22 protein-coding genes are annotated in these 23,229 nt (G+C 72.2%); 12 read left to right on the top strand and 10 right to left on the bottom strand.

Going from position 1 to position 23,229, the window contains the following annotated elements:
- Positions 1-319 precede the first annotated feature (319 nt).
- On the top strand, positions 320-2,695 hold the full coding sequence (locus tag ACFV18_RS28360) for a SulP family inorganic anion transporter (protein WP_380487982.1): 2,376 nt from the start codon (positions 320-322) through the stop codon (positions 2,693-2,695).
- Positions 2,696-2,895: 200 nt separating this feature from the next.
- Here ACFV18_RS28360 and ACFV18_RS28355 read toward each other — a convergent pair whose 3' ends face one another.
- Complete coding sequence (locus tag ACFV18_RS28355) at positions 2,896-3,417, bottom strand: hypothetical protein (protein ID WP_380487980.1); 522 nt, start codon at positions 3,415-3,417, stop codon at positions 2,896-2,898.
- Positions 3,418-3,725: 308 nt separating this feature from the next.
- Between ACFV18_RS28355 and acs the strand changes: the two genes are divergently transcribed.
- The 5 genes from acs to ACFV18_RS28330 all read left to right on the top strand — a co-directional run bounded on the left by acs (position 3,726) and on the right by ACFV18_RS28330 (position 9,170).
- Positions 3,726-5,678 (top strand): acetate--CoA ligase, encoded by a 1,953-nt coding sequence (gene acs / locus ACFV18_RS28350; protein ID WP_380487978.1) that lies wholly within the window; start codon positions 3,726-3,728, stop codon positions 5,676-5,678.
- 202 nt (positions 5,679-5,880) lie between these two features.
- Entirely contained in the window at positions 5,881-7,197 is a 1,317-nt protein-coding gene (gene nhaA / locus ACFV18_RS28345; protein WP_380487976.1) for a Na+/H+ antiporter NhaA, read from the top strand.
- Positions 7,198-7,321: 124 nt separating this feature from the next.
- Positions 7,322-7,798, top strand: coding sequence for a phage holin family protein (locus tag ACFV18_RS28340; protein ID WP_380487974.1), 477 nt, complete (start codon positions 7,322-7,324; stop codon positions 7,796-7,798).
- A gap of 99 nt (positions 7,799-7,897) precedes the next feature.
- A complete protein-coding gene (locus ACFV18_RS28335) occupies positions 7,898-8,845 on the top strand; it encodes an alpha/beta fold hydrolase (protein ID WP_380487989.1) in 948 nt (315 codons plus the stop codon).
- 130 nt (positions 8,846-8,975) lie between these two features.
- Complete coding sequence (locus ACFV18_RS28330; RefSeq protein WP_380487972.1) at positions 8,976-9,170, top strand: hypothetical protein; 195 nt, start codon at positions 8,976-8,978, stop codon at positions 9,168-9,170.
- Positions 9,171-9,239: 69 nt separating this feature from the next.
- Here the strand turns inward: ACFV18_RS28330 and ACFV18_RS28325 are convergent, their stop codons facing one another.
- A complete protein-coding gene (locus ACFV18_RS28325; RefSeq protein ID WP_380487971.1) occupies positions 9,240-9,938 on the bottom strand; it encodes a metal-dependent hydrolase in 699 nt (232 codons plus the stop codon).
- A gap of 125 nt (positions 9,939-10,063) precedes the next feature.
- Entirely contained in the window at positions 10,064-11,248 is a 1,185-nt protein-coding gene (locus ACFV18_RS28320; protein WP_380487969.1) for a MarP family serine protease, read from the bottom strand.
- A gap of 145 nt (positions 11,249-11,393) precedes the next feature.
- On the opposite strand from ACFV18_RS28320, the gene ACFV18_RS28315 reads away from it, so the two are divergent.
- Entirely contained in the window at positions 11,394-12,200 is an 807-nt protein-coding gene (locus ACFV18_RS28315) for a DUF4389 domain-containing protein (RefSeq protein ID WP_380487967.1), read from the top strand.
- 7 nt (positions 12,201-12,207) lie between these two features.
- On the opposite strand, the gene ACFV18_RS28310 is transcribed toward ACFV18_RS28315, so the two are convergent.
- From ACFV18_RS28310 to ACFV18_RS28295, 4 genes are all read right to left on the bottom strand, one after another.
- Positions 12,208-12,903, bottom strand: coding sequence for an NUDIX hydrolase (locus ACFV18_RS28310; protein ID WP_380487965.1), 696 nt, complete (start codon positions 12,901-12,903; stop codon positions 12,208-12,210).
- Positions 12,900-13,775, bottom strand: coding sequence for an endonuclease III (nth, locus tag ACFV18_RS28305; protein ID WP_380487963.1), 876 nt, complete (start codon positions 13,773-13,775; stop codon positions 12,900-12,902). Before nth ends, ACFV18_RS28310 begins: the two co-directional genes overlap by 4 nt.
- Positions 13,776-13,880: 105 nt before the next feature.
- Positions 13,881-15,308: an MFS transporter gene (locus tag ACFV18_RS28300; RefSeq protein WP_380487961.1), complete on the bottom strand. Its 1,428-nt coding sequence runs from the start codon at positions 15,306-15,308 to the stop codon at positions 13,881-13,883.
- Between the two features lie 107 nt (positions 15,309-15,415).
- Positions 15,416-16,408, bottom strand: coding sequence for a hypothetical protein (locus ACFV18_RS28295; RefSeq protein WP_380487959.1), 993 nt, complete (start codon positions 16,406-16,408; stop codon positions 15,416-15,418).
- A 358-nt stretch (positions 16,409-16,766) separates the two neighbouring features.
- On the opposite strand from ACFV18_RS28295, the gene ACFV18_RS28290 reads away from it, so the two are divergent.
- The 3 genes from ACFV18_RS28290 to ACFV18_RS28280 all read left to right on the top strand — a co-directional run bounded on the left by ACFV18_RS28290 (position 16,767) and on the right by ACFV18_RS28280 (position 19,952).
- Complete coding sequence (locus ACFV18_RS28290; protein WP_380487957.1) at positions 16,767-17,039, top strand: heavy-metal-associated domain-containing protein; 273 nt, start codon at positions 16,767-16,769, stop codon at positions 17,037-17,039.
- Positions 17,040-17,095: 56 nt separating this feature from the next.
- A complete protein-coding gene (locus ACFV18_RS28285; protein ID WP_380487955.1) occupies positions 17,096-19,348 on the top strand; it encodes a heavy metal translocating P-type ATPase in 2,253 nt (750 codons plus the stop codon).
- A 160-nt stretch (positions 19,349-19,508) separates the two neighbouring features.
- Positions 19,509-19,952 carry an iron chaperone gene (locus ACFV18_RS28280; RefSeq protein WP_380487954.1) on the top strand — a complete coding sequence of 148 codons (444 nt, stop codon included), beginning with the start codon at positions 19,509-19,511 and terminating at the stop codon, positions 19,950-19,952.
- Positions 19,953-19,961: 9 nt separating this feature from the next.
- Here the strand turns inward: ACFV18_RS28280 and ACFV18_RS28275 are convergent, their stop codons facing one another.
- On the bottom strand, positions 19,962-20,867 hold the full coding sequence (locus ACFV18_RS28275; RefSeq protein ID WP_380487952.1) for a hypothetical protein: 906 nt from the start codon (positions 20,865-20,867) through the stop codon (positions 19,962-19,964).
- 237 nt (positions 20,868-21,104) lie between these two features.
- Between ACFV18_RS28275 and ACFV18_RS28270 the strand changes: the two genes are divergently transcribed.
- Both ACFV18_RS28270 and ACFV18_RS28265 read left to right on the top strand, forming a co-directional pair.
- Positions 21,105-21,299, top strand: a complete 195-nt coding sequence (locus ACFV18_RS28270; protein ID WP_380487950.1) for a DUF4287 domain-containing protein — start codon at positions 21,105-21,107, stop codon at positions 21,297-21,299.
- A gap of 32 nt (positions 21,300-21,331) precedes the next feature.
- The gene (locus ACFV18_RS28265) at positions 21,332-22,129 is read left to right on the top strand and encodes an alpha/beta fold hydrolase (RefSeq protein WP_380487948.1); all 798 of its coding nucleotides are present in this window, start codon (positions 21,332-21,334) and stop codon (positions 22,127-22,129) included.
- 125 nt (positions 22,130-22,254) lie between these two features.
- Here the strand turns inward: ACFV18_RS28265 and ACFV18_RS28260 are convergent, their stop codons facing one another.
- A complete protein-coding gene (locus ACFV18_RS28260) occupies positions 22,255-22,755 on the bottom strand; it encodes a MarR family winged helix-turn-helix transcriptional regulator (protein ID WP_380487946.1) in 501 nt (166 codons plus the stop codon).
- The gene (locus ACFV18_RS28255) at positions 22,752-23,177 is read right to left on the bottom strand and encodes an SRPBCC family protein (RefSeq protein WP_380487944.1); all 426 of its coding nucleotides are present in this window, start codon (positions 23,175-23,177) and stop codon (positions 22,752-22,754) included. Before ACFV18_RS28255 ends, ACFV18_RS28260 begins: the two co-directional genes overlap by 4 nt.
- Positions 23,178-23,229 lie beyond the last annotated feature (52 nt).

The following is a 23,229-nucleotide window of genomic DNA, read 5'->3' as shown; positions in this document are numbered from 1 at the left end:
GGTCCGTCCTGCTGGACGGACCGGCCCCTGGGCGTTTCCGACGAATTCCCACTTGGTTCGGGTACCACACGATGTGGTGAAAAGCCCTTTTTGCGCTTCCACCGAACGCGCACGCTGTGCAAAGGTCTCATTACTCTCGGTTTACCAAGTCTTGAACCCGGGTCGCCACTGGCCGTCGCCGCGCGCCCCGGGCCCCGCGCGGCCACCCATCGCCCGGCCGCCCCGCCACACCCGCTGCGACCCACGACAGCCGATCCGACCGAGACCCCACCGCCGGACCTGACTGCGTTCGTTCCCCCGGAAGAAGACGGGAAGAGACATGACCCTCGACATTTCCAGCGCCCCCATCGCCTCCGACACCACCGACCACGCCCCGCCGGGCACCCCTGCCGCCTCGGCCGGGGGCACCTCCGCCGGGCAGCGGGTGCGTGCGCTGCTGGCGCACGATCTGCCGGCCTCGCTCGCGGTGCTCCTGATCGCGGTGCCGTTCTCGCTCGGTATCGCGCTGGCCACCGGCGCGCCGCTGACGTCCGGTCTGGTCGCGGCCGCCGTCGGCGGGCTGGTGGCCGGCCTGCTCGGCGGCACCCATCTGCAGGTCAGCGGGCCCTCGGCCGCACTCACCGTGGTCACCGCCGGGGTGATCGCCCAGTACGGCTGGCAGATCGCCTGCCTGGTGACGGTCTCCGCCGGTCTGCTGCAACTGCTGCTCGGCTCGCTGCGGGTGGCCCGCGCCGCGCTCGCGGTCTCCCCCGCCGTGGTGCACGGCCTGCTGGCCGGAGTGGGCCTCACCATCGCGATCGCCCAACTGCACGTCATCCTCGGTGGTTCGCCACAGAGTTCGGCCCTCGCCGACCTGCGCTCGCTGCCCGGCGAGCTGGCCGGCGCGCACCCACCCGCGCTGGTGGTCGGCCTGCTCGCCCTCACGGTGCTCTACGGCTGGCCGAGGCTCGGCCGGCTGCCAGGCGCGGCCGGCCGGATCGGCACCGGACTGGCCCGGCTGCCCGCCGCCCTGGTCGCGGTCGCCGCCGCCACCACGCTCTCGCTGATCGCCGAACTGCGCCTGGCCCGGGTCGAGCTCCCGGTCTGGGAGCACCACCAGTTCTTCGCGCCACCATCGCCAGGAATGCTGGCCGGCCACTGGGCGGCCCTGCTCGGCCTGGTGCTCACGGTCGCCGCCGTGGCCGGTGTCGAGTCCCTGCTGTCCTCCGTCGCCGTAGACCGGATGACCCGCCGATCCGGCGACCTGGACCGCGAACTGCGCGCCCAGGGCGTGTCCAACCTGCTCTCCGGGCTGCTCGGCGGCCTCCCGGTGGCCGGCGGCGCGGTGCGCTCCACCGCCAATGTGCAGGCCGGGGCGGCTACCCGGATGTCGGCGGTGCTGCACGGCTGCTGGGTGCTGGTCGCCGCGTTGGCACTGACCGCCGGGCTGCGCAGGATCCCGCTGGCCGCACTCGCCGCGCTGGTGCTGGTGGTCGGCGTGCAGATGGTGAGTTTCGCGCACATCCGCCGGGTGCACCGGCACCGCGAGTTCCCGGTCTACCTGGCCACCGTGCTCGGCGTGGTGCTGCTCGGCGTCCCGCTCGGGGTGGTCCTCGGCGGCTCGGTCGCCGTGCTGCTCGCCCTCTACCGGCTGACGCGGGCGCACGTCGAGGTGATCACCGAACCGGACGGCTCCTGCACCGTCCGCACCCACGGTCCGCTGACGTTCGTGGCCGTGCCCAGGCTGAGCCGGGCGTTCGCCCGGGTCCCTGCCGGCGCCCGGGTGACGGTCCGGCACGACGGCTCCTTCCTCGACCACGCCGCGTTCGAGGCACTGCACGCCTGGCGCGTCGGCCACCAGGCCACGGGGGCCCAGGTCTCGATGCTGACCGACCGTCAGGCACAGGAGGTGCTCGACCCCGACGGCACCGTCCTGGTCGACGACGCCCCGGGCGGGCACCGCTGCAGCGCCTGGACGCCCTGGGTGGGCCATCACTGCATCGAGCAGAACGAGGACGATCCGCACGTCCGGCTGCTGCACGGCGTACGCGGCTTCCAGCAGCACACCGCCCCGCTGGTCCGCCAGGAGCTGGCCCGGCTGGCCCGCGACGGCCAGGCTCCCTCGCAGCTCTTCCTCACCTGCGCGGACTCCCGGATGGTCACCAGCATGATCACCAGCTCCGGCCCGGGCGATCTCTTCACCGTCCGCAATGTCGGCAACCTGGTGCCCGCCCCGTACGAGCCGGGCGCGGCCGACGATTCGGTGGCCGCGGCCGTCCAGTACGCCGTGGAGGTGCTGGAGGTCGCCTCGATCACGGTCTGCGGGCACTCCGGCTGCGGCGCGATGAAGGCCCTGCTGGACGGGGTGACGGAGCAGGCGGGGCCACCCACGGCCTTGGCCCGGTGGCTGCGCAACGGCCGCGGATCGCTGGCCCGACTGCGGCGGGCCCCCGCGGAGTTCGAGGGCCGCGCGGCGGTGGATGTGGTCGAGCAGCTGTGCATCACCAACGTGGTGCAGCAGCTCGAGCAGTTGATGGCCAACCCGGCCGTTGAGCGCCGGGTGTCGAACGGGTCGCTGCGCCTGGTCGGAATGTTCTTCGACCTCGCCACCGCCCAGGCCTATGTGATGGACAGTCAGTCCGGCCGCTTCGCGCCGGTGCACGCGGAGACCGAACAGGCAGCCGACCGAACATCGGAACCGGAGCTGGCCGCGTAGCAAACCCCGGCCCGCAGCCACCGGCCGCCGGACGCAGACCCGCAGCCACCGGCCACCGGCCACCGGCCACCGGCCACCGGCCACCGGACGCAGGCACCTGGATTCAGGCCACCCGGCCACCAGCCGGAGGCCGCCAACTGCCGGTCGCACAGAAGAAGACAGGGGCGCGTGGAGACTTCTCCAGCGCCCCTGATTGTGCGTCAACCGCCGGTGCGGTGCTTGATCAGGTTGGCCAGGTCCGCGGGGGTGACGTAGCCGGGCCAGCGGTGGTCGTCGAAGAGGTGGATGCCGGCGTCCTGGTAGCACTGGTCGACGAGTTGCGAGCAGATCATGTGCTTGGTGGAGGCCACGTACTTGCGCAGCGGCGGGCCTGCGGGAAGGTGCAGGCGGGCGGCGGCGAGGGCGAGGTAGTCGGCGAAGGAGTAGGGGGTGCCCAGGTAGGAGCGGGCAGCGGTGGTGATGGCGGTGCGCTGGTCGTCGGTGAGCGGTATGCGGCCGGTGGACCAGAGCACGGGCTGTCCGTCGTAGTCGCTGAGCGGATCGAGCGCCGCTCCGCCGGGTTGGGCTTCGACCACGAGGCCGTCGCCGACAAAGACGAAGGCGTGCTCGTAGTCGGAGAATCCGTCGCCGTTGAGGAACTGTCCGATCCGGATCAGGCGGCCGGTGCGGCCGTCCATGCGGACAACCGCGAAGTCGCCGGGCCGGGGTGAGGTGTCGGTCATGCAGAACCCCCGTCACTGTCGCGTACGGTGATGGGTTGCGTACTAACAGTGGAGTACCGGGGCCGGGGGTCGTCAAGGTGCTGCGCGGGATTGATCGACCCTGGGGGCGGGAAGTCGTCGGGAGGACCGGCCGAGCGTTGTCGGAGGTGTCCATCAGGGGCGCGGCCTGCAGTCGATCAAAGGTCTACACCAATTTTCGGGAGCCTCTTGTCAACACGGCACTTGGCCTGGTGAGCTGTGCGCTGGGACACACGGGACCATCCTCCGCACGGGGTTCCCGGTATTTGAGACTCGATGAGGAGTGCGCGTTGAGCAACGAGAGCCTGGCCAACCTGCTCAAGGAGGAGCGGCGCTTCGCCCCGCCCGCGGAGCTCGCCGCCTCCGCCAACGTCACCGCCGACGCCTACGCCCAGGCCTCCGAGGACCGGCTGGCCTTCTGGGCCGAGCAGGCCCGCCGGCTGAGCTGGGCGGTCGAGCCCACCGAGACCCTGGACTGGTCGAACCCGCCGTTCGCCAAGTGGTTCGCGGACGGCAAGCTCAACGTGGCGTACAACTGCGTCGACCGGCACGTGGAGGCCGGCAACGGCGACCGGGTCGCGATCCACTTCGAGGGTGAGCCGGGCGACAGCCGGGCCATCACCTACGCGCAGCTGAAGGACGAGGTCTCCAAGGCCGCCAACGCCCTGCTGGAGCTGGGCGTGGCCAAGGGCGACCGGGTCGCCGTCTACCTGCCGATGATCCCCGAGGCGGTGGTCTCGATGCTCGCCTGCGCCCGCATCGGCGCCGCCCACTCGGTGGTCTTCGGCGGCTTCTCGGCCGACGCGGTCGCCTCCCGCATCCAGGACGCCGACGCCAAGGTGGTGATCACCGCCGACGGCGGCTACCGCCGCGGCAAGCCGTCCGCGCTGAAGCCGGCCATCGACGAGGCGCTGACCAAGGTCGACGGCGTGGAGAAGGTCCTGGTCGTGCGCCGTACCGGCGAGGAGGTGGCCTGGACCGAGGGCCGCGACGTCTGGTGGCACGAGCTGGTCGACGGCCAGTCCGCGGAGCACACCCCCGAGGCGCACGACGCCGAGCAGCCGCTGTTCATCCTGTACACCTCGGGCACCACCGGTAAGCCCAAGGGCATCCTGCACACCTCCGGCGGCTACCTGACCCAGGCGAGCTACACCCACCACGCGGTGTTCGACCTGAAGCCGGAGACCGACGTCTACTGGTGCACCGCCGACATCGGCTGGGTCACCGGCCACTCGTACATCGTCTACGGCCCGCTCTCCAACGGCGCCACCCAGGTGATCTACGAGGGCACCCCGGACACCCCGCACCAGGGCCGGTTCTGGGAGATCGTGCAGAAGTACGGCGTCACCATCCTCTACACCGCGCCCACCGCGATCCGCACCTTCATGAAGTGGGGCGACGACATCCCGGCCCGCTTCGACCTGTCGAGCCTGCGGGTGCTGGGTTCGGTCGGCGAGCCGATCAACCCGGAGGCGTGGGTCTGGTACCGGGAGCACATCGGCGCGGGCAAGACCCCCATCGTCGACACCTGGTGGCAGACCGAGACCGGCGCGATCATGATCAGCCCGCTGCCGGGTGTCACCGAGACCAAGCCGGGCTCGGCCCAGCGCGCCCTGCCGGGCATCGCCGCCACCGTGGTGGACGACGAGGCCCGCGAGGTGCCCAACGGCTCCGGCGGCTACCTGGTGCTGACCGAGCCGTGGCCGTCCATGCTGCGCACCATCTGGGGCGACGACCAGCGCTACATCGACACCTACTGGTCGCGGTTCGAGGGCCGCTACTTCGCCGGTGACGGTGCGAAGAAGGACGAGGACGGCGACATCTGGCTGCTCGGCCGGGTGGACGACGTGATGCTGGTGTCCGGCCACAACATCTCGACCACCGAGGTCGAGTCGGCGCTGGTCGGCCACCCGGCGGTGGCCGAGTCCGCGGTGGTCGGCGCCAGCGACCCCACCACCGGCCAGGCGATCGTGGCGTTCGTGATCCTGCGCGGCAGCGCCAGCGACAGCGCCGACCTGATCGCGGAGCTGCGCAACCACGTGGGCAGGACGCTCGGCCCGATCGCCAAGCCGAAGCAGATCAAGGTGGTCTCCGAGCTGCCGAAGACCCGCTCCGGCAAGATCATGCGCCGCCTGCTGCGCGACATCGCCGAGGGCCGCGAGGTGGGCGACACCACCACGCTGGCCGACTCCGCGGTGATGAACCTGATCCAGTCCCAGCTGCCGGGCGGCACCCAGGTCTGATCCACCGTCAGCCACTGGGCCGGGCCCGCTCCGTGAGATCTCGGGGCGGGCCCGGCCCGTTGTCGTTCCTGGAGGACCAAATACTCATAAAGTAAGACAGAACGACATACCCCTTGCCGCGCCCCGTAGGATGTCAAGGAATCATCAAAGTTCTGAGGCGCGCCGGGAAGTCTGGTCGGCACTGCACCACCCGTGTGTCCGCATGCCGCCCGCCTCAGGAGGTCCCCCCTTGGCCAGCCCGTCCAACGAGCGCCGCCAGTTCCTCGGTCTGCTCCCGCTGCCCGAACGCCGATTTCTCGCCGACGCGCTGCGCACCGAGACGGTCGGCGGGATCCTGCTGCTGGGCGCCGCCCTGGTCGCACTGGTCTGGGCGAACGTCTGGCCGCACGCCTACGAGACGGTCCGCGAACTGACCTTCGGCCCGTCCGCGCCGCTGCATCTGAACCTCCCGCTGGAGGCCTGGGTGCAGGACGGACTGCTGACGATCTTCTTCTTCGTCGCGGGCATCGAGCTGAAGCGCGAGTTCGTGGCCGGGGAGCTGCGCACGCCGAGCGCGGCGCTGCTGCCGGTGGTGGCGGCGGTGTGCGGTGTGGCGCTGCCCGCGGTGCTGTACACGGTGGTGAACGTGGTCGGCGACGGCCACCCGGCGGGCTGGGCGATCCCGACCGCCACCGACATCGCGTTCGCGCTGGGCGTGCTGGCCGTGGTGGGCAGCCACCTGCCGTCGGCGCTGCGGGCGTTCCTGCTGACCCTGGCGGTGGTGGACGACCTGATCGCGATCCTGATCATCGCGGTCTTCTACTCGGCCGGGATCACCTTCTGGGCGCTGGGCGCGGCACTGGCGGGGCTGGTGCTGTTCTGGTTCCTGCACCGGCACGGGCTGGGCCGCTGGTGGGTGATGGTGCCGCTGGGCCTGGTGATCTGGGCGCTGATGCACGAGAGCGGCATCCACGCGACGGTGGCCGGTGTGGCGATGGGCCTGATCCTGCGCTGCCACCGCGAGGAGGGCGAGGAGCACTCCCCCGGCGAACACGTCGAGCACCTGGTGCGTCCGCTGTCGGCGGGGTTCGCGGTGCCGATGTTCGCGCTGTTCGCGGCGGGGGTGCCGGTGTCCGCGAAGGTGCTGGGCGAGGTGTTCACCGAGGCGGCGCCGCTGGGCATCGTGATCGGTCTGCTGGTCGGCAAGTCGGTGGGTATCTTCGGCGGCACCTGGCTGGCCGCCCGCTACACCAGGGCCACCCTGAACCCGCAGCTGACCTGGTCCGACATGTTCGCGCTGGCCACCGTGGCGGGCATCGGTTTCACGGTGTCGCTGCTGATCAGCGACCTGGCGTTCGTGGACGACCCGCACCTGGCCGAGCTGTGCAAGGAGGCCGTCCTGGTCGGCTCGCTGACCTGCGCGGTGGTCGGCACCCTGCTGCTCAAGCGCCGCAACCGGTACTACCGGCAGTTGGTCGAGGACGAGGAGCGCGATTCGGACGGCGACGGCATCCCCGATGTGTACCAACAGCGGGGGTGACACGCCGTCCGGCGGGGACCCGGAGTGGTGCCCGACTCGCCGGTAGGGGCATGATGCTGAGCTGACACCCGTGCGTGACGCACCCTCAGCGCGCCGCACCCAGCCCGCGAAGTGGAGACCGCCGATGGCCGCAGGAGCCACCAACCCGAACGGCAACGGCCGCATCCCGCACGAGGGTGAGCGTACCGTCGGCGAGCTGTTCGCCGCCGCCTCCGCCGAGCTCTCCAGCCTGGTGCACGACGAGATCGCGCTGGCCAAGGCCGAGATCAAGGCGGACGTGGTGCGGGGCGGCATCGGCACCGCGGCCGGGGTGGTGGCCGGTGTGGTGGCACTGGCGTCGATCCCGATGTTCTCCTTCGCCTTCGCCTGGGGCCTGCAGGCGCTGGGCATCACCACCGGCTGGTCGTTCGCCATCGTCGGTGGCGCGTACGTGGTGATCGCGCTGCTGCTGGCGTTCATGATGATCCGGTACTTCAAGAAGGTCCGGAAGCCGGAGCGCACCATCGCCGGGGCGCAGGCCACCGCGGAGGTGCTGAAGAACGCCCGGCCGCGGCCGGCCACCAAGGAGGAGATCGACCGGGCGCTGGGCCGGATCCAGTGACCGACGGCCGGTAACGGTTTGCGCCCGGCTGTGAGTGCCGGGCAGGTACGGAGGGCCCGGGTATGACAGGCTGCGGGTATGTCGTTGGACCAGAAGCCCGTGGATGAGCCCGCCTCCGTTCCCGTCCGGCCGGGTGCCGGGGAGCCGTGGAGCGTGCGCTCGGCGGGGCCGTGGACGCACCGCGATCTGGCCGCGAACGGCGCGCGTTTCCACATCGCCGAGCTCGGCGAGGGCCCGCTGGTGCTGCTGGTGCACGGCTGGCCCGAGTACTGGTGGGCGTGGCGGCACCAGTTGACGGCGCTCGCCGAGGCGGGCTTCCGGGCAGTGGCGCTGGACCTGCGCGGGATGGGCGGTTCGGACCGCACCCCGCGCGGCTACGACCCCGGCAACCTGGCGCTGGACGTCACCGGCGTGATCCGTTCGCTCGGCGAGCGGCAGGCGCACCTGGTGGGCCACGGCACCGGTGGCACGCTGGCCTGGGTGGCCGCGGTGATGCGTCCCTCGGTGATCCGCAGCCTGACGGTGGTGTCGGCCGCGCACCCGCGGCACCTGCGGCGGGCGCTGCTCACCGACCGTCGGCAGATCGCCGCGTTCGAGCACGTGCTGGGCTTCCAGCGGCCGTGGATCCCGGAACGCCGGCTGGTCGCGGACGACGGGGCGCTGGTCGGCGACTACCTGCGGGCCTGGACGGGGCCGAACACGCTGCCCGAGGAGGCGGTGACGTCGTACCGCGAGGCGATCCAGGTGCCCAGCACCGCGCACTGCTCGATCGAGCCGTACCGCTGGCTGATGCGCTCGATGGCCCGGCCGGACGGCATCCAGTTCGCGCGCCGGATGAAGAAGCAGGTCACCGCGCCGGTGCTGCACGTGCAGGGTGCCGCCGACCCGGTGCTGCTGTCGCGCACCGCGCTGGGGGCGGGCGAGTTCGTCTCCGCGCCGTACCGGTGGCGGCTACTGCCGGGGGTCGGGCACTTCCCGCACGAGGAGGTGCCGGAGGAGTTCACGGCGGAGCTGATCGGGTGGGTCCGGCAGCACAAGGACGGCTGAGCGTCCGGCGCCAACCCCGGCGCGCTGCCACGGAGTTGACGGCGTTCATATGACAAACGCATACGCCAGCCGCATGGCATCGGAGCGGTTACTCCGGGCGGCCCCAGGGAATCCCTCCGGTATGACCTGGATGCCCGATCGAGAAGCCCAGCCGCGCCGAAGCCGCCGTGGCAGCAGCAGCTCGCAGCAGCACGTTCCGCAGCCGGACTGGCCCTACGAGCCGACCGAGCGGACGCCACGCAGCGCGGGATACCGGCTCGGGATTCCGAAGATCATCGGACGGCGCGCCCGCTGGGTCGGCGCGAGGCTGCGCCGGGAGGGCTGAGGGCCGGCAGGCGCGAAACGCAGGCGGCGCGAAATCAGGGGCGCCTGCGTTTCGCGCCTGCGAAGAGTCTCAGCCCAGCACGCTCGGCGAGATCGCGGTGGACCAGAGCAGCAGCCCGAAGGTCGCCACCGACATCACCGGGACCAGGATCTTGGTCTCCATGTCATTGCCGGTGCGCTTGATCAGCACCACCTCGTAGCGCTCCTTGTGCGGCCACAGCAGCGGCGAGCCCTGCTTGGTCAGGCAGTCGCCGAGCAGGTGCGCCAGGGTGCCCAGGGCCACCGCGTACGGCAGCCAGCCGGGGGCGTTGGGCAGCCAGGTGAGCATGCCGAAGGTACCGAGCGCGGCCAGGCCGACCACGATGATCCAGGGCGCGTGCCCGTGGCCCGGCGGGTGCAGGCGCAGCGCCTTGATCGCCATGGCGAGCAGGAAGAAGGTCAGGCCGATGGTGAACCAGCGGCCCAGGAAGGTGATGCCGGCCCAGCTTCCGCCGCCCATCAGCGCGACGAACAGCAGCGAGTGGGTGGCGTGCCGGTGGCCGCCGGAGGCCCAGGCGACGAAGCGGCACAGCGCCTTGGAGACCGGGCCGAGGAAGTTGGCGATCGTCCCGTCGTGGTGGTCGAGGTCCGGCAGCAGCGCCGCACCGGCGCACAGCACGGTGCCCATCAATACGTCCGCCGGCGTCAGGTGCATGCCCATCAGCGGGGGGACGAACGGCGCGGTGGCCGCGAACAGCAGGGCGCCGCTGACCGCGTGCGAATGACCCATCATGACGTCTGTCGAACCTCCCGTCGGGCTCCGCCGGGGCGGCCCGGCTGGGCCGTTCGGGTGAGCTCGGCCGACGCTACCAGGCAGGCCGACGGGTCGTCAGGGAACGAGCGGCGGGCGCGCGGTCAGAGCGCGCAGCCCTCGGTGCCGACCTTGCCGGTGGCGGTGGCGCCCTGGATGACGTCCTCCTTCACCTCGGCGGCGGTCAGCACGTAGCCGGTGTCGGAGCTGTCCAGGGACTTGGCGAACACCACGCCGTACACCTGGCCGTCCGGGGTGAGCAGCGGGCCGCCGCTGTTGCCCTGGCGGACCAGCGAGCGGACCGAGTAGACGTCGCGGACCACCTGGCCGCGGTGGTAGATGTCCGGGCCGTTGGCCTGGATGCGGCCGCGGATGCGGGCGGGCTGGACGTTGAAGGCGCCGTTCTCGGGGAAGCCCGCGACGATCGCCGAGTCGTTGGTCCGCGCCTCGCCGGCGAAGGTCAGCGGCGGGGCGTTCAGCCGGGGGACGTCCAGTACGGCGATGTCGCGCTGCCAGTCGTAGCGGACCACGGTGGCGTCGTAGAGCTGGCCGGTACCGCCGATCTGCACGGTCGGCTCGTCGACGCCGCCGACCACGTGCGCGTTGGTCATCACCCGGTGCGGGGCGAACACGAAGCCGGAGCCTTCCAAGGTCTTGCCGCAGGAGGGGGCGGTGCCCAGCACCTTCACCAGTGAGCCCTTGGCCTTCTGCACGCCGGCGCTGCCGGCCAGCGCCGGGTCGGGCGGCTCCACCTCGGTGATCGGCTCCTGTTCGAACGGGTTGAACACCTGCGGGAAGCCGTTGCGGGCGAGTTCCTTGCTGAAGTCGGAGAACCAGTTCGGGGCGTCGGACGGCAGCGCCGACTGCACCGAGCCGAGCACCTTGGAGGTGCGCACCTGCTTGGAGACCGTCGGCAGCGAGGTGCCCGCCAGCGCCGAGCCGATCAGCCAGGCCACCAGCAGCATCGACAGCACGTTCACCAGGGAGCCGCCGACCGCGTCCAGGGCCTTGACCTTGCCGCGGCCGAGCCGTCCGCGCAGCTTCCAGCCGAAGTGGGTGGTGATCGCCTGGCCGATCGCGGCGAGCACGATCACCACCACGACCGCCACCACCGAGGCGGTGGTGCCCGGGGAGAGGTGGCGCAGTACCAGCGGGAGCAGCTGGACTGCGATCAGGCCGCCGCCGAGGAAGCCGAGCACCGAGAGCACGCCGACCACGAAGCCCTGCCGATAGCCGGAGACGGCGAAGCCCAGTGCGGCGGCGATCAGCAGCAGATCCAGGACGTTCACCCGGATACCCTCCCACGTCCCACCGGGCGGGGGACACCGGCCACCGGTGGTCGCCCGATCGGGTCAGCCCGGCGGGCAACGCGCCCGGATTGGTTGCGACTGTCTGATCATCCGGACAGCTGACGAGGGACCAGGGAGTCGTGCCATGGAACAGCCCAGGTGGGACGTACCCGTCGTGGACCGCGCCGAATTCCAGCCGGCCCTCGACCTCCCACCGTCCGCCCGCCAGAACCGGTTCACCGTACTGCTGCGTCTGTTGCTGCTGATCCCGCAGTTCATCGTGCTGTGGCTGCTGTCGATCGTGGCCTTCGTGGTCGCGGTGATCGGCTGGTTCGGCGCGCTGTTCACCGGGCGGCTCCCCCGGTTCGCCGCCAAGTGGCTGTCGGGGTTCCTGGCGTACGACACCAGGGTCTACGCCTCGATGCTGCTGCTGGTCGACCGCTACCCGCCGTTCAGCTTCGACGCGTCCGAGCATCCGGTGCGGATCGAGGTGCGGCCCGGCGAGGAGCTGAACCGGCTCGCGGTGTTCTTCCGGCTGCTGCTGGCCATCCCGGCCGCGATCATCCAGGGCCTGCTGCAGGCCGGCTGGTGGACGCTGTCCGTCGTCCACTGGCTGATCGTGCTGATCACGGGCCGGATGCCACAGGCGCTGTTCGAGGCCACCGCCGCCGTGCTGCGCTACCGGATGCGGTTCCAGGCCTACCTGATGATGCTCACCTCCGCCTACCCCAAGGACGTGTTCGGCGACCCGCCGAACACCGAGCCGCAGCACTCCGCGACCCGGCCGCTGGTGCTGACCGGGGCCGCGAAGGCGCTGCTGGTGATCTACCTGGTGCTCGGGGCGGCCTCGTGGGCGGTCGGCTCGGCGACCGACGAGTGGCACACCGGGGACAAGAACCCCGACACCGGAGACGTGATCTCGACGCTCGCCCCGCTGCGCGTCGGACGCTGAGGGGCGGTCAGGAGCGGGGCCGCAGCGACAGGGCCACGGCCTCCTCGGAGAGTTCGACGGTGCGCCTGTCGTCCCAGGGCCGCTCCAGGCCGCTGAAGTGCAGCACCCGGTCGATCACCCCCGCCGTGAAGCCCCACACCAGGCGGCCGGCCACCTGGAACGCCGGGCCGGTGAAACCCGACGGGTGGCGCAGCCGGGCCCGGTTCGCCGGTTCGGTCAGCTCCGCCAGCGGCACCCGGAACACCGCGCCGGTCTCCGCCGGGTCCACCACCGCGACCGGCGACTCGCGCCGCCACCAGCCGAGCACCGGCGTCACCACGAAGCCGCTGACCGGGATGTACAGCGCGGGCAGCCGCGCGAACAACTGCACACCCGACGGGTCGAGCCCGGTCTCCTCGGTGGCCTCGCGCAGCGCCGCCGCCAACGGGCCCGCGGTGGCCGGGTCGCCGTCCTCCGGGTCCAGCGCGCCGCCGGGGAAGGACGGCTGGCCGGCGTGCGAGCGCAGGCTGCGGGCCCGTTCGATCATCAGCAGGTCCGGGCCGGTCGGGCCCTCGCCGAACAGCATCAGCACCGCCGACGGCCGGCCGCCCTCGGCGGGTGGCAGGAACCGGCTCAGCTGCTCCGGCACCGCCCGCTCGGCGGCGTCGCGCACCGGCAGCAGCCACTCGGGCAGGCCGTCCCGAAGTACCGCGGGCCCCGTCATGCCTTGCCCCCCACGTTCTTTCGGACCGCCCGTACCGCGTCCGGGGCGGTGTCGGGCAACGGGTGTCCGGCCGCGACCTCGGCGCGGGCCGCCGCCTCGCCCGGGAAGTCGGCCGGGGGGCGCAGGCGCTGGCCGGGCTGTCCGGCGAGCTCGTACTTGAGCAGCTTGCGGGCCTGCTCGGGATCGGTCTCGCCGGTGCCGTACGACGGGCAGAGCGGCGCGATCGGGCACGCCCCGCAGGCGGGCTTGCGGGCGTGGCAGACCCGGCGCCCGTGGAACACCACCCGGTGCGAGAGCATCGTCCACTCCGACTTCGGGAAGATCGCCATGACGTCGGCCTCGACCTGCTCCGGGTCCTCGGCGGTGGTCCAGCCGAAGCGGCGGGCGAGGCGTCCGAAGTGCGTGTCCACGGTGATTCCGGCGCCACCGAACGCGTTCCCGATGACGACGTTGGCGGTCTTGCGGCCCACGCCGGGGAGGGTGACCAGATCCTCCAGCTTGCGCGGCACCTCGCCGTCGTAGCGGTCGCGGAGCGCGATCGACAGGCCGATCAGCGACTTCGCCTTGGCGCGGAAGAACCCCGTCGGGCGGACGATCTCCTCCAGCTCCTCGGGGACGGCCGCCGCGAGGTCCTCCGGCGTCGGGTACTTGGCGAACAGCGCCGGGGTGGTCTGATTGACCCTCAGGTCCGTGGTCTGCGCCGACAGCACCGTCGCCACCAGAAGTTGGAACGGACCGTCGAAGTCCAGCTCCGGGTGCGCGTAGGGGTACAGCTGCGCCAGTTCACGGTTGATCTTCCGGGCCCGGCGCACCATCCCCAGGTGCGTCTCGGGCTTCTTCCGCCCGGCCTTCGCGACCTTGCTCTCTGCCATGCACGAAGGCTACGCCGATCCGCCGGGCCCACGGCCGCTTTGCACCGAGGACGACGCACTGCCCGGCGCTCCGCCGGGGAGCGTCGGGCGGTCGGTGCGGGCGGATCAGGCCGCGGCCTCCACGGGCTCGGCGGCGGGGGCCGGGGTGCGCAGGGTGAGGAGGGAGGCCAGGGCGCCGAGCAGGGCCAGGGCGGCGGCGCCGACGAAGGCGGCGGAGAAGCCGTGGGTCAGGGCGACCGAGTTGCCGAGCTCACGGGAGCCGTTGGCGGCGGCGACGGCCGTCATGGCGGCCAGGCCCAGGGCCGAACCCACCTGGTAGGAGGTGTTGACGATGCCGGAGGCGAGGCCGCCCTCGGCGGGGTTCGGGACGGCGAGCGCGGTGCCCAGCGACGGGATGAAGGCGAGCGCCATGCCGATCGCGGCGAGCAGCGAGGCCGGCAGGACATCGACCGCGAAGCTGCCGTCCGGGCGGGCCAGCGACAGCCAGTACATGCCGGCGGCGAGCGCGGCCAGGCCGGCGACGATCAGCGGCTTCGGGCCGAAGCGGGCGATCAGGCGGGGCGCCAGGACGATCATCATCAGCATGATCGCGGCGGTCATCGGCAGCAGCGCCGCACCCGAGGCGAACGCCTTCAGGCCGAGCACCTGCTGCAGGTAGAGGTTGAGGAAGAACCACATCGGGATCCAGGCCGCCGCCATCAGCAGCTGCGCCAGGTTGGCACCCGCCAGGTTCGGGCTGCGCCAGATGCCGAGGCGCATCAGCGGCTCGCGGCGGCGGGACTGAATGCCGAGGAACGCGGCGATCAGCAGGAGACCGGCGGCCAGCACCAGCCAGGTCTGCGCGGAGTCCCAGCCGACCTCGGGGGCACGGACGATGGCGAACACGGTGACGGCGAGGCCGGCGGTGACGGTGATCGCACCCAGCCAGTCGATCGATCCGCGGCGGGCGGCGGCGGCGGGCATCACCGAGGGGCTGGCGGCGAGCACGATCAGCGCGACCGGGAGGTTGATCCAGAACACCCACTCCCAGCTGGCGTACTGGGTGATCAGGCCGCCGAGGAACACGCCCGCGGTGCCGCCGGCCGGGGCGGCCGCGCCGTACAGGGCGAAGGCCTTGGGCAGTTCGGTGGGACGGCCGCCGAACAGGGTCATCAGCAGGGTGAGCGCGGCCGGGGCGATCAGCGCCGAGCCGGCGCCCTGGGCGGCGCGGCCGACCAGTTCGACCCAGGCGGTGCCGGCCAGGCCGGCCACCAGGGAGCCGGCGGCGAGGACGATCCAGCCGGCGGCGAAGATGCGCTTGGCGCCGAGCAGGTCGGACAGGCGTCCGCCGAGCAGCAGCAGACCGCCGAAGGCGATCACGTAGGCGTTGAACACCCAGGACAGGTTCTCCTGCGAGAACCCGAGCGCGGTCTGCATCTTCGGCAGGGCGACGCCGATGATCGAGGTGTCCATGATGACCATGAACTGGGCGAGGGCAATTAAGGCGAGCGCTGTCCAGCGACGCGGTGCGGGGGGTGCGCTGAGGTCGGACATGGCCGGGTCTCCTTCGGGCTATACCGGGAGGGGGTATGTGGCTAACGCGGGTGTGCGCAGGCCTGGAATCCGCGCGGGGGGTGGGGCGGCCGATCAGTGGTGGCCGGTCAGTGGTGGTGGGCCGACTCGGTGGGGGTCGGCGCCGCAGTTGTGGCGGTGGTCGGGGACCCGACGGTGGAGGCGCCGTTCGCGCCGGCGGCGAGGGTGAAGACCGCGGTGTGGACGGTGCCCTCATGCTGGAAGTCCAGGAACAGGCGGTAGTCGCCCGCGCTGGGCGCGGTGGCCGTGAAGTCGACCTCCGGGCCGGGCTTGGTGACGCCGTCGCCGGGCTCGCCGTCCGGGTGGACGTGCAGGTAGCCGAGGTCGCCGGTGCGCAGCACCACGAGGTGGCCGTAGGCGGCGAGGTACGGGTCGAGGTCGGCGACCGGCTTGCCGTCCTTCGACACCGCGAAGGCCAGCTTGCCCGCCCGGCCGGCCGTCAGGTCGCCGGTGACGGTCACGGTGTAGCCCTCGACGGTGACCGTGCGGCCGGTCTGCGGGAGGGCGGCCGGCTGGTAGTCGCCGCCGGCGTGCAGGTCCGCGCCGAGCGTCAGCGCCTCGCCCCCGGCGGCCGGGGTGAAGTCGGCGAACACCCGGTAGTCGCCGGCCTTGGCGATGTTCGCCGGGACGCTCCAGGTGCCGTCGGCCGCGCGGACCGGGTGCAGGTGCTGGAAGGACGTCAGGTCGCGGCTGGCGATGATCAGGTGGAGCTCCTTCTCGTGTGCCGGCCGGTACGCGGTGAGCGGCTTCCCGTCCGGGGCCAGCACCCGGAAGCTCAGCTCGGTCGGGCCACTGGCCGGGACCACCGAGCGGTCGAGGCTCAGGGTGTAGCCGTCCTCGGAGATCTGCAGGCCGCCGACGGGGTGGTCGTCCTTGCCGCCGCGTTCCCCGTGACCGGCGGCGGCGTCGTGGTCCCCGTGCGCGCCGTTGGCCTTGCCGGCCTCGTGCGAGGTGTGGGCCGGGGCCGGGGCGCCGCCGACGGCGTGGCCGACCCCGAAGGCGGCGCCGAACGCGACGGCGAGACCGGACGCGAAGACGGCGACTTTGAGTGCGGTGTTCATGGCGGACTCCCTTGGCGGTTGACGGTGCCCTGCGACACCCCGGAGTAGATACCCCCTAGGGGTATGTGTCAAGCGCTTCGGGGCCGGATTCCGGGGCACGGGAAGACCCCCACGAGGCCTGCGCGGGGCGGAAGTTGCGAGGTCAGAGCCGGTGCGGACCGAGGGCCGGCTGTGGGCCGGAAATTCTTCGGAAGCGGAGGGCCGGGCGGCCGCGGCGGGGAGCCACACCCCACTACAGGACCGGGCCGGCCCCGGATTCAGGCGGGAAACGCTTGCACTGCATACCCCCCAGGGGTATAAATGTTCTTGCCGGAAGGGATACCCCCTCCCGGTATCGAGAACTTCAACGGAGGATCCCATGTCCTGCTGCTCCAGCGACGGCACCTGCTCCACCACCGCGACCATCACCGCGCCGGCCGCCGTCACCACCGTGTTCGCCGTGTCCGGGATGACCTGCGGGCACTGCGAGAAGGCCGTCGGCAAGGCGATCGGGGCCCTGGAGGGCGTCGAGACCGTGCAGGTGGACGTGCAGAACGGGCTGGTCACCGTCGGTTCGGCGGCCGAGCTCGACGACCAGACGGTGCGCGCCGCCGTCCACGAGGCGGGCTACGAACTGACCGGCCGCGCCTGAGGAAGGCAGCAGCCCGGCCACCGGCCGGGATGTTCGAAACCCACGAGGAGCCCCTGATGACCACCCAGGCTGCACCCGCCTCCACCGAGGTGGAACTCCGCATCGGCGGCATGACCTGTGCCTCTTGCGCCGCGCGGATCGAGAAGAAGCTCAACCGCATGGACGGCGTCCAGGCCAGCGTCAACTACGCCACCGAGAAGGCCAAGGTGGTCATCGACGGGCCCGTGGAGGTCTCCGCCCTGATCGCCACCGTGGAAGCCACCGGCTACACGGCCGCACTGCCGGAGCCCCCGGCCGAGGAGAAGGGCGAGCAGGGCACCGACGCGGCCGACGAGCTGGCCCCGCTGCGGCAGCGGCTGATCACCTCGCTGGCGCTGGCCGTGCCGGTGATCGCGATGGCGATGGTGCCGGCGCTGCAGTTCGACAACTGGCAGTGGCTGTCGCTGACGCTGGCCGCCCCGGTCGTGACGTACGCGGCGTGGCCGTTCCACCGCGCCGCCTGGACCAACGCCAAGCACGGCGCCGCGACCATGGACACCCTGGTCTCGCTGGGCACCGGCGCCGCGTTCCTGTGGTCGCTGTGGGCGCTGTTCTTCGGCGACGCGGGCATGCCGGGCATGCGGCACGGCTTCGAGTTCACCATCGCCCGCTCCGACGGCGCGTCGAACATCTACCTGGAGGCGGCGGCCGGCGTCACCGCGTTCATCCTCGCCGGCCGGTACTTCGAGGCCCGGTCGAAGCGGACGGCGGGCGCGGCGCTGAAGGCGCTGCTGGAGTTGGGCGCGAAGGACGTGACGGTGCTGCGGGACGGCCGCGAGGTGCGGCTGCCGATCGGCCAACTCGCGGTCGGGGACCGGTTCGTGGTCCGTCCCGGCGAGAAGATCGCCACCGACGGCACCGTGATCGAGGGCAGCTCCGCCGTGGACGCCTCGATGCTGACCGGTGAGTCGGTGCCGGTCGAGGTCGGCCCGGGCGACGCCGTCACCGGCGCGACGGTCAACGCCGGCGGACGGCTGGTGATCGAGGCCACCCGGGTCGGTGCGGACACCCAGCTGGCCCGGATGGCCAAGCTGGTCGAGGACGCGCAGAACGGCAAGGCCGCCGCGCAGCGCCTGGCGGACCGGATCTCCGGCGTGTTCGTGCCGGTCGTGATCACCCTGGCGCTCGCCACCCTGGGCTACTGGCTGGGCACCGGCGAAGGCTGGACCGCCGCGTTCACCGCCGCCGTCGCGGTGCTGATCATCGCCTGCCCCTGCGCCCTGGGTCTGGCCACCCCGACCGCGCTGCTGGTCGGCACCGGTCGCGGCGCCCAGCTGGGCATCCTGATCAAGGGCCCCGAGGTTCTGGAGAACACCCGCAAGGTCGACACCATCGTCCTCGACAAGACCGGCACCGTGACCACCGGCAGGATGACCCTGGTCGGCGTCCACACCGCCGAGGGCACCAGCAAGGACGAGGCACTGCGGCTGGCCGGCGCGCTGGAGCACGCCTCCGAACACCCGATCGCCCAGGCCGTCGCCACCGCCGCACAGGAGAAGTTCGGCGAGCTGGAGGCGGTCGAGAGCTTCGAGAACGTCCCCGGGCTGGGCGTGCAGGGCGTGGTCGACGGCCACGCGGTGGTCGCCGGACGCGAGGCACTGCTGGCCGACTGGGCGCAGCGGCTGCCGGCGGAGCTGCTGGTCGCCAAGGCCGAGGCCGAGCGGGCCGGCCGGACCGCGATCGCGGTCGGCTGGGACGGTGCGGCGCGGGCCGTGCTGGAGGTGGCGGACGCCGTGAAGCCGACCAGCGCGGAGGCGATCGCCGAGCTGCGGGCCCTGGGCCTGCGCCCGGTACTGCTGACCGGTGACAACCGGCTGGTCGCCGAGTCGGTGGCGGCCGAGGTCGGCATCCCCGCCGAGGACGTGATCGCCGAGGTGCTGCCCGAGGACAAGGTCGCCACCATCCAGCGGCTGCAGGCCGAAGGCCGCACCGTCGCCATGGTCGGCGACGGCGTCAACGACGCGGCCGCCCTCGCCCAGGCCGACCTCGGCCTGGCCATCGGCACCGGCACCGACGCCGCCATCGAGGCCGCCGACCTCACCCTGGTCCGCGGCGACCTCCGCTCCGCCGCCGACGCCATCCGACTGTCCCGGCGCACCCTGGCCACCATCAAGGGCAACCTGTTCTGGGCCTTCGCCTACAACGTCGCCGCCCTGCCACTGGCCGCCACCGGCCTGCTCAACCCCATGATCGCGGGCGCCGCCATGGCCTTCTCCTCGGTCTTCGTGGTCGGAAACAGCCTGCGCCTGCGGACCTTCAAGGCCCGCTGAGCCTCACGTCCAAGAAGTCCGGTTCGGGAGCCTCCCGGGCCGGACTTCGGCGTACCCGGACCGATCAGTTTCCGAGAAGCCGGGGTGGCGGCCCCGTTCCTACGATGAAAAACGTCACCGATGAAGAACGTCACCAGGGAACGGGACAGGAGAGCCGGTCATGGCGGAGAAGCACGAGGGTTTCACGGCGGACGAGCGCGCGGCGATGAAGGAGCGCGCCAAGGAACTGAAGGCGGAGTCCAAGCGAGCGTCGGCCGCCGCCAAGGCTGCCGAGGCGGAGCGGGACCTGCTGGAGAAGATCGCCGAGATGCCGCCCGAGGACCGGGTGCTGGCGGAGCGCTTCCACGCGATCGTCACCGAGGTCGCGCCGGAGCTGGCGCCGAAGACCTGGTACGGGATGCCCGCGTACAACAACAAGGACGGCAAGCCGGTGTGCTTCTTCCAGAGCGCCGCCAAGTTCAAGTCCCGATACGCGACCATCGGCTTCAGCGACCAGGCGCGCCTCGACGACGGCGACCTGTGGCCGACGTCCTACGCGGTCGCCGACCTGGGCGAGGCCGAGACGGCGCGCCTCACCGAGCTGGTGAAGCGCGCCGTCGGCTGAGCGGCCGATTCAGGAGGAGTACGCACGCAGGGTGAGCAGGGCGCCGAGGGTGACGCCCGGGCGGGCCTCGTGCTCGGTGGACTCGGACCACCGGGCCCAGTTGATCGGCCAGCCGCCGTCCGGGAGTTGGGCGGACATCAGGTGGACGAGTCCGCGTTCCAGCTCGGCGTCCGAGAACCAGGCGCGGGCCAGGCTGTCCGGGCGGGGCGCGAAGTCGTGCGGCAGGTGGTACTCGCGGGGCGCGTACCCGGGGGCGATCCGGACCTGCTCCGGGTGGGCCGGGTCCAGCAGCACCAGCTGCTGGCGGCGCACCAACTCGCCGAGCCGGGCGGCCTGTTCGGCGGCCCAGTCGCGGTCCGGCGAGGCGTCCAGGACTCCGACGGCGGTGAACACCTCGTACGGGTGGGTCTTCTCGATCGCCTCGACGGCGCGACGGCAGAACGCCTGAGCGCCCGTCAGCCACGGGTGCTGGACGCCGTGGCGCAGCAGCGGGGCGGCGATCTGGCCGGTGGAGAGCAGCTCGGCCGGGGGGTCGTCGGCGATCGGCAGGAACGGTGGGTGCGGGTAGCGGCGCAGGCTGGGCAGCACCGCGGGCACGCCGCCGTCCGGGGTGGTCAAGGTGGCGACCCAGTCGCAGAGTTCGCGTCCGCGCGGGCCGGTCAGCGCACCGGCCTCGCCGAGAATGCGGGCAGCGGTACCGGCGGCCAGCGGTTGGGCGGCCGGGCCGCGGACGTCGGGCTCCAGGCCGTACGCCCAGCCACCGTCCGGAGTGCGGTAGGCGTCCAGGGCGGCGAGGACGCCCGCCGGGTCCGGGGCGTCGAACAGGTGGGTGAAGCGCCGCTGTTCCAGAACCCGGCCCGCGGTCCACAGGTAGTCGGCGGCGCGCTCGATCGTGCTGTCATCGATCCATGCCATGACTCGACCGTAGGTGGCACCGGCGGGCCGCGGACGCTGTTCGCGAAGTGGCGCGGAAAAAGTTTCGCGGGGACCGATGAGTTCCGCCGGGGCCGGTCGTCCATACCTGTGACGGCGACGGCGACGGCGGCGACGACGACGACGACGACGACGACGACGACGACCAACGACGACCACCAACGACGGCAACGACAGCGACGGCAACAACGCAGCGCGACGAGCACGGAGGAACCAGGGATGAGCGTCAAGGGACCGGCCAGCTACTTCCCCTCGATCGAGCAGAAGTACGGGCGCCCGATCACCGACTGGCAGGAGCTGATCCGCAACTCGCCGCTGACCAAGCACATGGAGCTGGTCGCCTGGCTGAAGGCGGAGCATGGCATCGGCCACGGCCACGCCAACGCGCTGGTCGCCCACACGCTCGCCGCCTGAGCGTCCCGTCCCACCCTCCCGAGGAGCCTTGCATGACCGAGTTCGTGACCTCCGCCGACGGCACCCGGATCGCCTACCAGGTGGTGGGCGAGGGCCCCGCCGTGGTGATCGTGGACGGGGCGATCTGCCATCGCGCGTTCGGCCCGTCCACCGGGATCGCCGACCAACTGGCCGACGGGCACCGGGCGTTCAGCTACGACCGGCGCGGCCGCGGGGAGAGCGGGCCGCTCGACGGGTACGCCGCCGAGCGGGAGATCGAGGACCTGGCGGCGATCGTCGCGGTGGCGGGCGGCTCCGCGACCCTGCTCGGCCTGTCCTCCGGCGGGGCGCTCGCGCTGCGGGCAGCCGGTGCGGGCATCGGGGTCGAGCGGGTCGCCGTGTACGAGCCGCCGTTCAGCACCAGCGACGAGCAGCGGGCCCGGTTCACGGACTACCGGACGGACGTGGCGCAGGACATCGCCGCCGGTGAGCGGGGCGCGGCGGTCGCGCGTTTCATGGCGTTCGTCGGCATGCCCGAGCCGATGATCGACGGGATGCGCAACTCCCCCGTCTGGCCGGTGTTCGAATCCGTCGCGCCGACGCTGGTCACCGACACGGAGGCCCTGGACGGCGAGGGCGGTGCGCCGGTGCCGACCGAGCGACTGGCCGCGCTGACCGTGCCGGTGCTGGTCCTGGACGGTGGCCTCAGCCCCGAGATGCTGCGGGACGCGGCCCGGGCGACCGCCGCCGCGGCCGCCGGCTCCGAGTACCGCACGCTGGAGGGTCAGACCCATGAGGTGGCGCCGGAGGTGCTGGCGCCGGTGCTCGCGGAGTTCGTCGCCAAGGGCTGACGGGGCTGGTCCCCGGGCCGTTTCCCCGGGCGGGGGCCGGCGGGGGCTCCGGCAGGGGAACCCGCTGGGGACGGCCGGCTGGGGACGGCCGCCGACGGAAGGCCGGCGGGGTATGGCCGGCTGTCTCAGGGGGCGTCGACCAGGTGGCGGAGCAGGGCGCTGAGGGCGACTCCGTCCATGGGCGGGTGGCCGGGGAGGGCCAAGGCGGCGGGGGCGAAGAACTCACGGTCGACGGCCTCGACGTCGGGGATCGCGGCGCGGGCCAGGCCGACGCCCTGCGAGGTGATGCGCAGGCGCAGGGCCCGGGTGTCGTCCGGGTCGGTGGTGCGGGTCAGCAGGCCCTTGGCCTCCAGCTTCCGCACCACCTGCGAAGTGGTGCGGACATCGGTGCCGGCCTGCCGGGAGAGCTCCTGCTGGTTGGGGGTCTTGCCCTGCTCGTTGAGCCACCAGGCACAGGAGAGCAGGACGAACTGGGGGTGCGTCAGGTCGTAGGGGGCGAGCGCGGCGGCGACTTCGCGCTGCCAGCGCATGGTGGCGTGCCACAGCCAGAAGCCGGGGCTGTGCACCGGGCCGTCGGCCAGCAGGTCCTGCTCGACGATCGCCGCGTCCTCGGGGTGAATCTTCATCGGGCCACTCGCTCCGCCTGGGCCAGCAGGCCGGCCATCGCCTCAGGGAAGTCCTCGGTGATCATCGGGCCGAGCTCGGGGCCGAGCCCGTCCGCGTCCGGGCCGGTGATCTCCAGGCGGTGCAGGACGCGTGTCCCACCCTCGGGCAGGGCGGTGAGGGTGTGCGAGAAGCGCAGCGTCGTGCCGCCGAACTCGGTCTCGTCGGCGTAGACGTGGTTCTCCTCGATCTGGGTGATCACCGAGACGATCGGCTCCTGGCCGGTCGGCGTCATCGCGACCTTGCTGCCGACGGCGAACGGGCCGTCCAGCGTCACCGACTCCATCGAGGTGTCCCAACTCGGCCAGGAGTTCAGGTCGCTGAGCACGGCCCAGACGGCGTGCGGCGCGGCGGTGGTGTCGGCGGTGTACTCGTGCTGCCACATGGTGGGTCCCCCTGCAGAGTCGGTCGGAGCGAGTTGCTCTACGCAGAGATTA

The sequence above is a fragment of the Kitasatospora sp. NPDC059673 genome (assembly GCF_042734215.1).
Classification (GTDB): Bacteria; Actinomycetota; Actinomycetes; order Streptomycetales; family Streptomycetaceae; genus Kitasatospora.
This window is presented reverse-complemented; position numbering and strand designations above follow the sequence as displayed.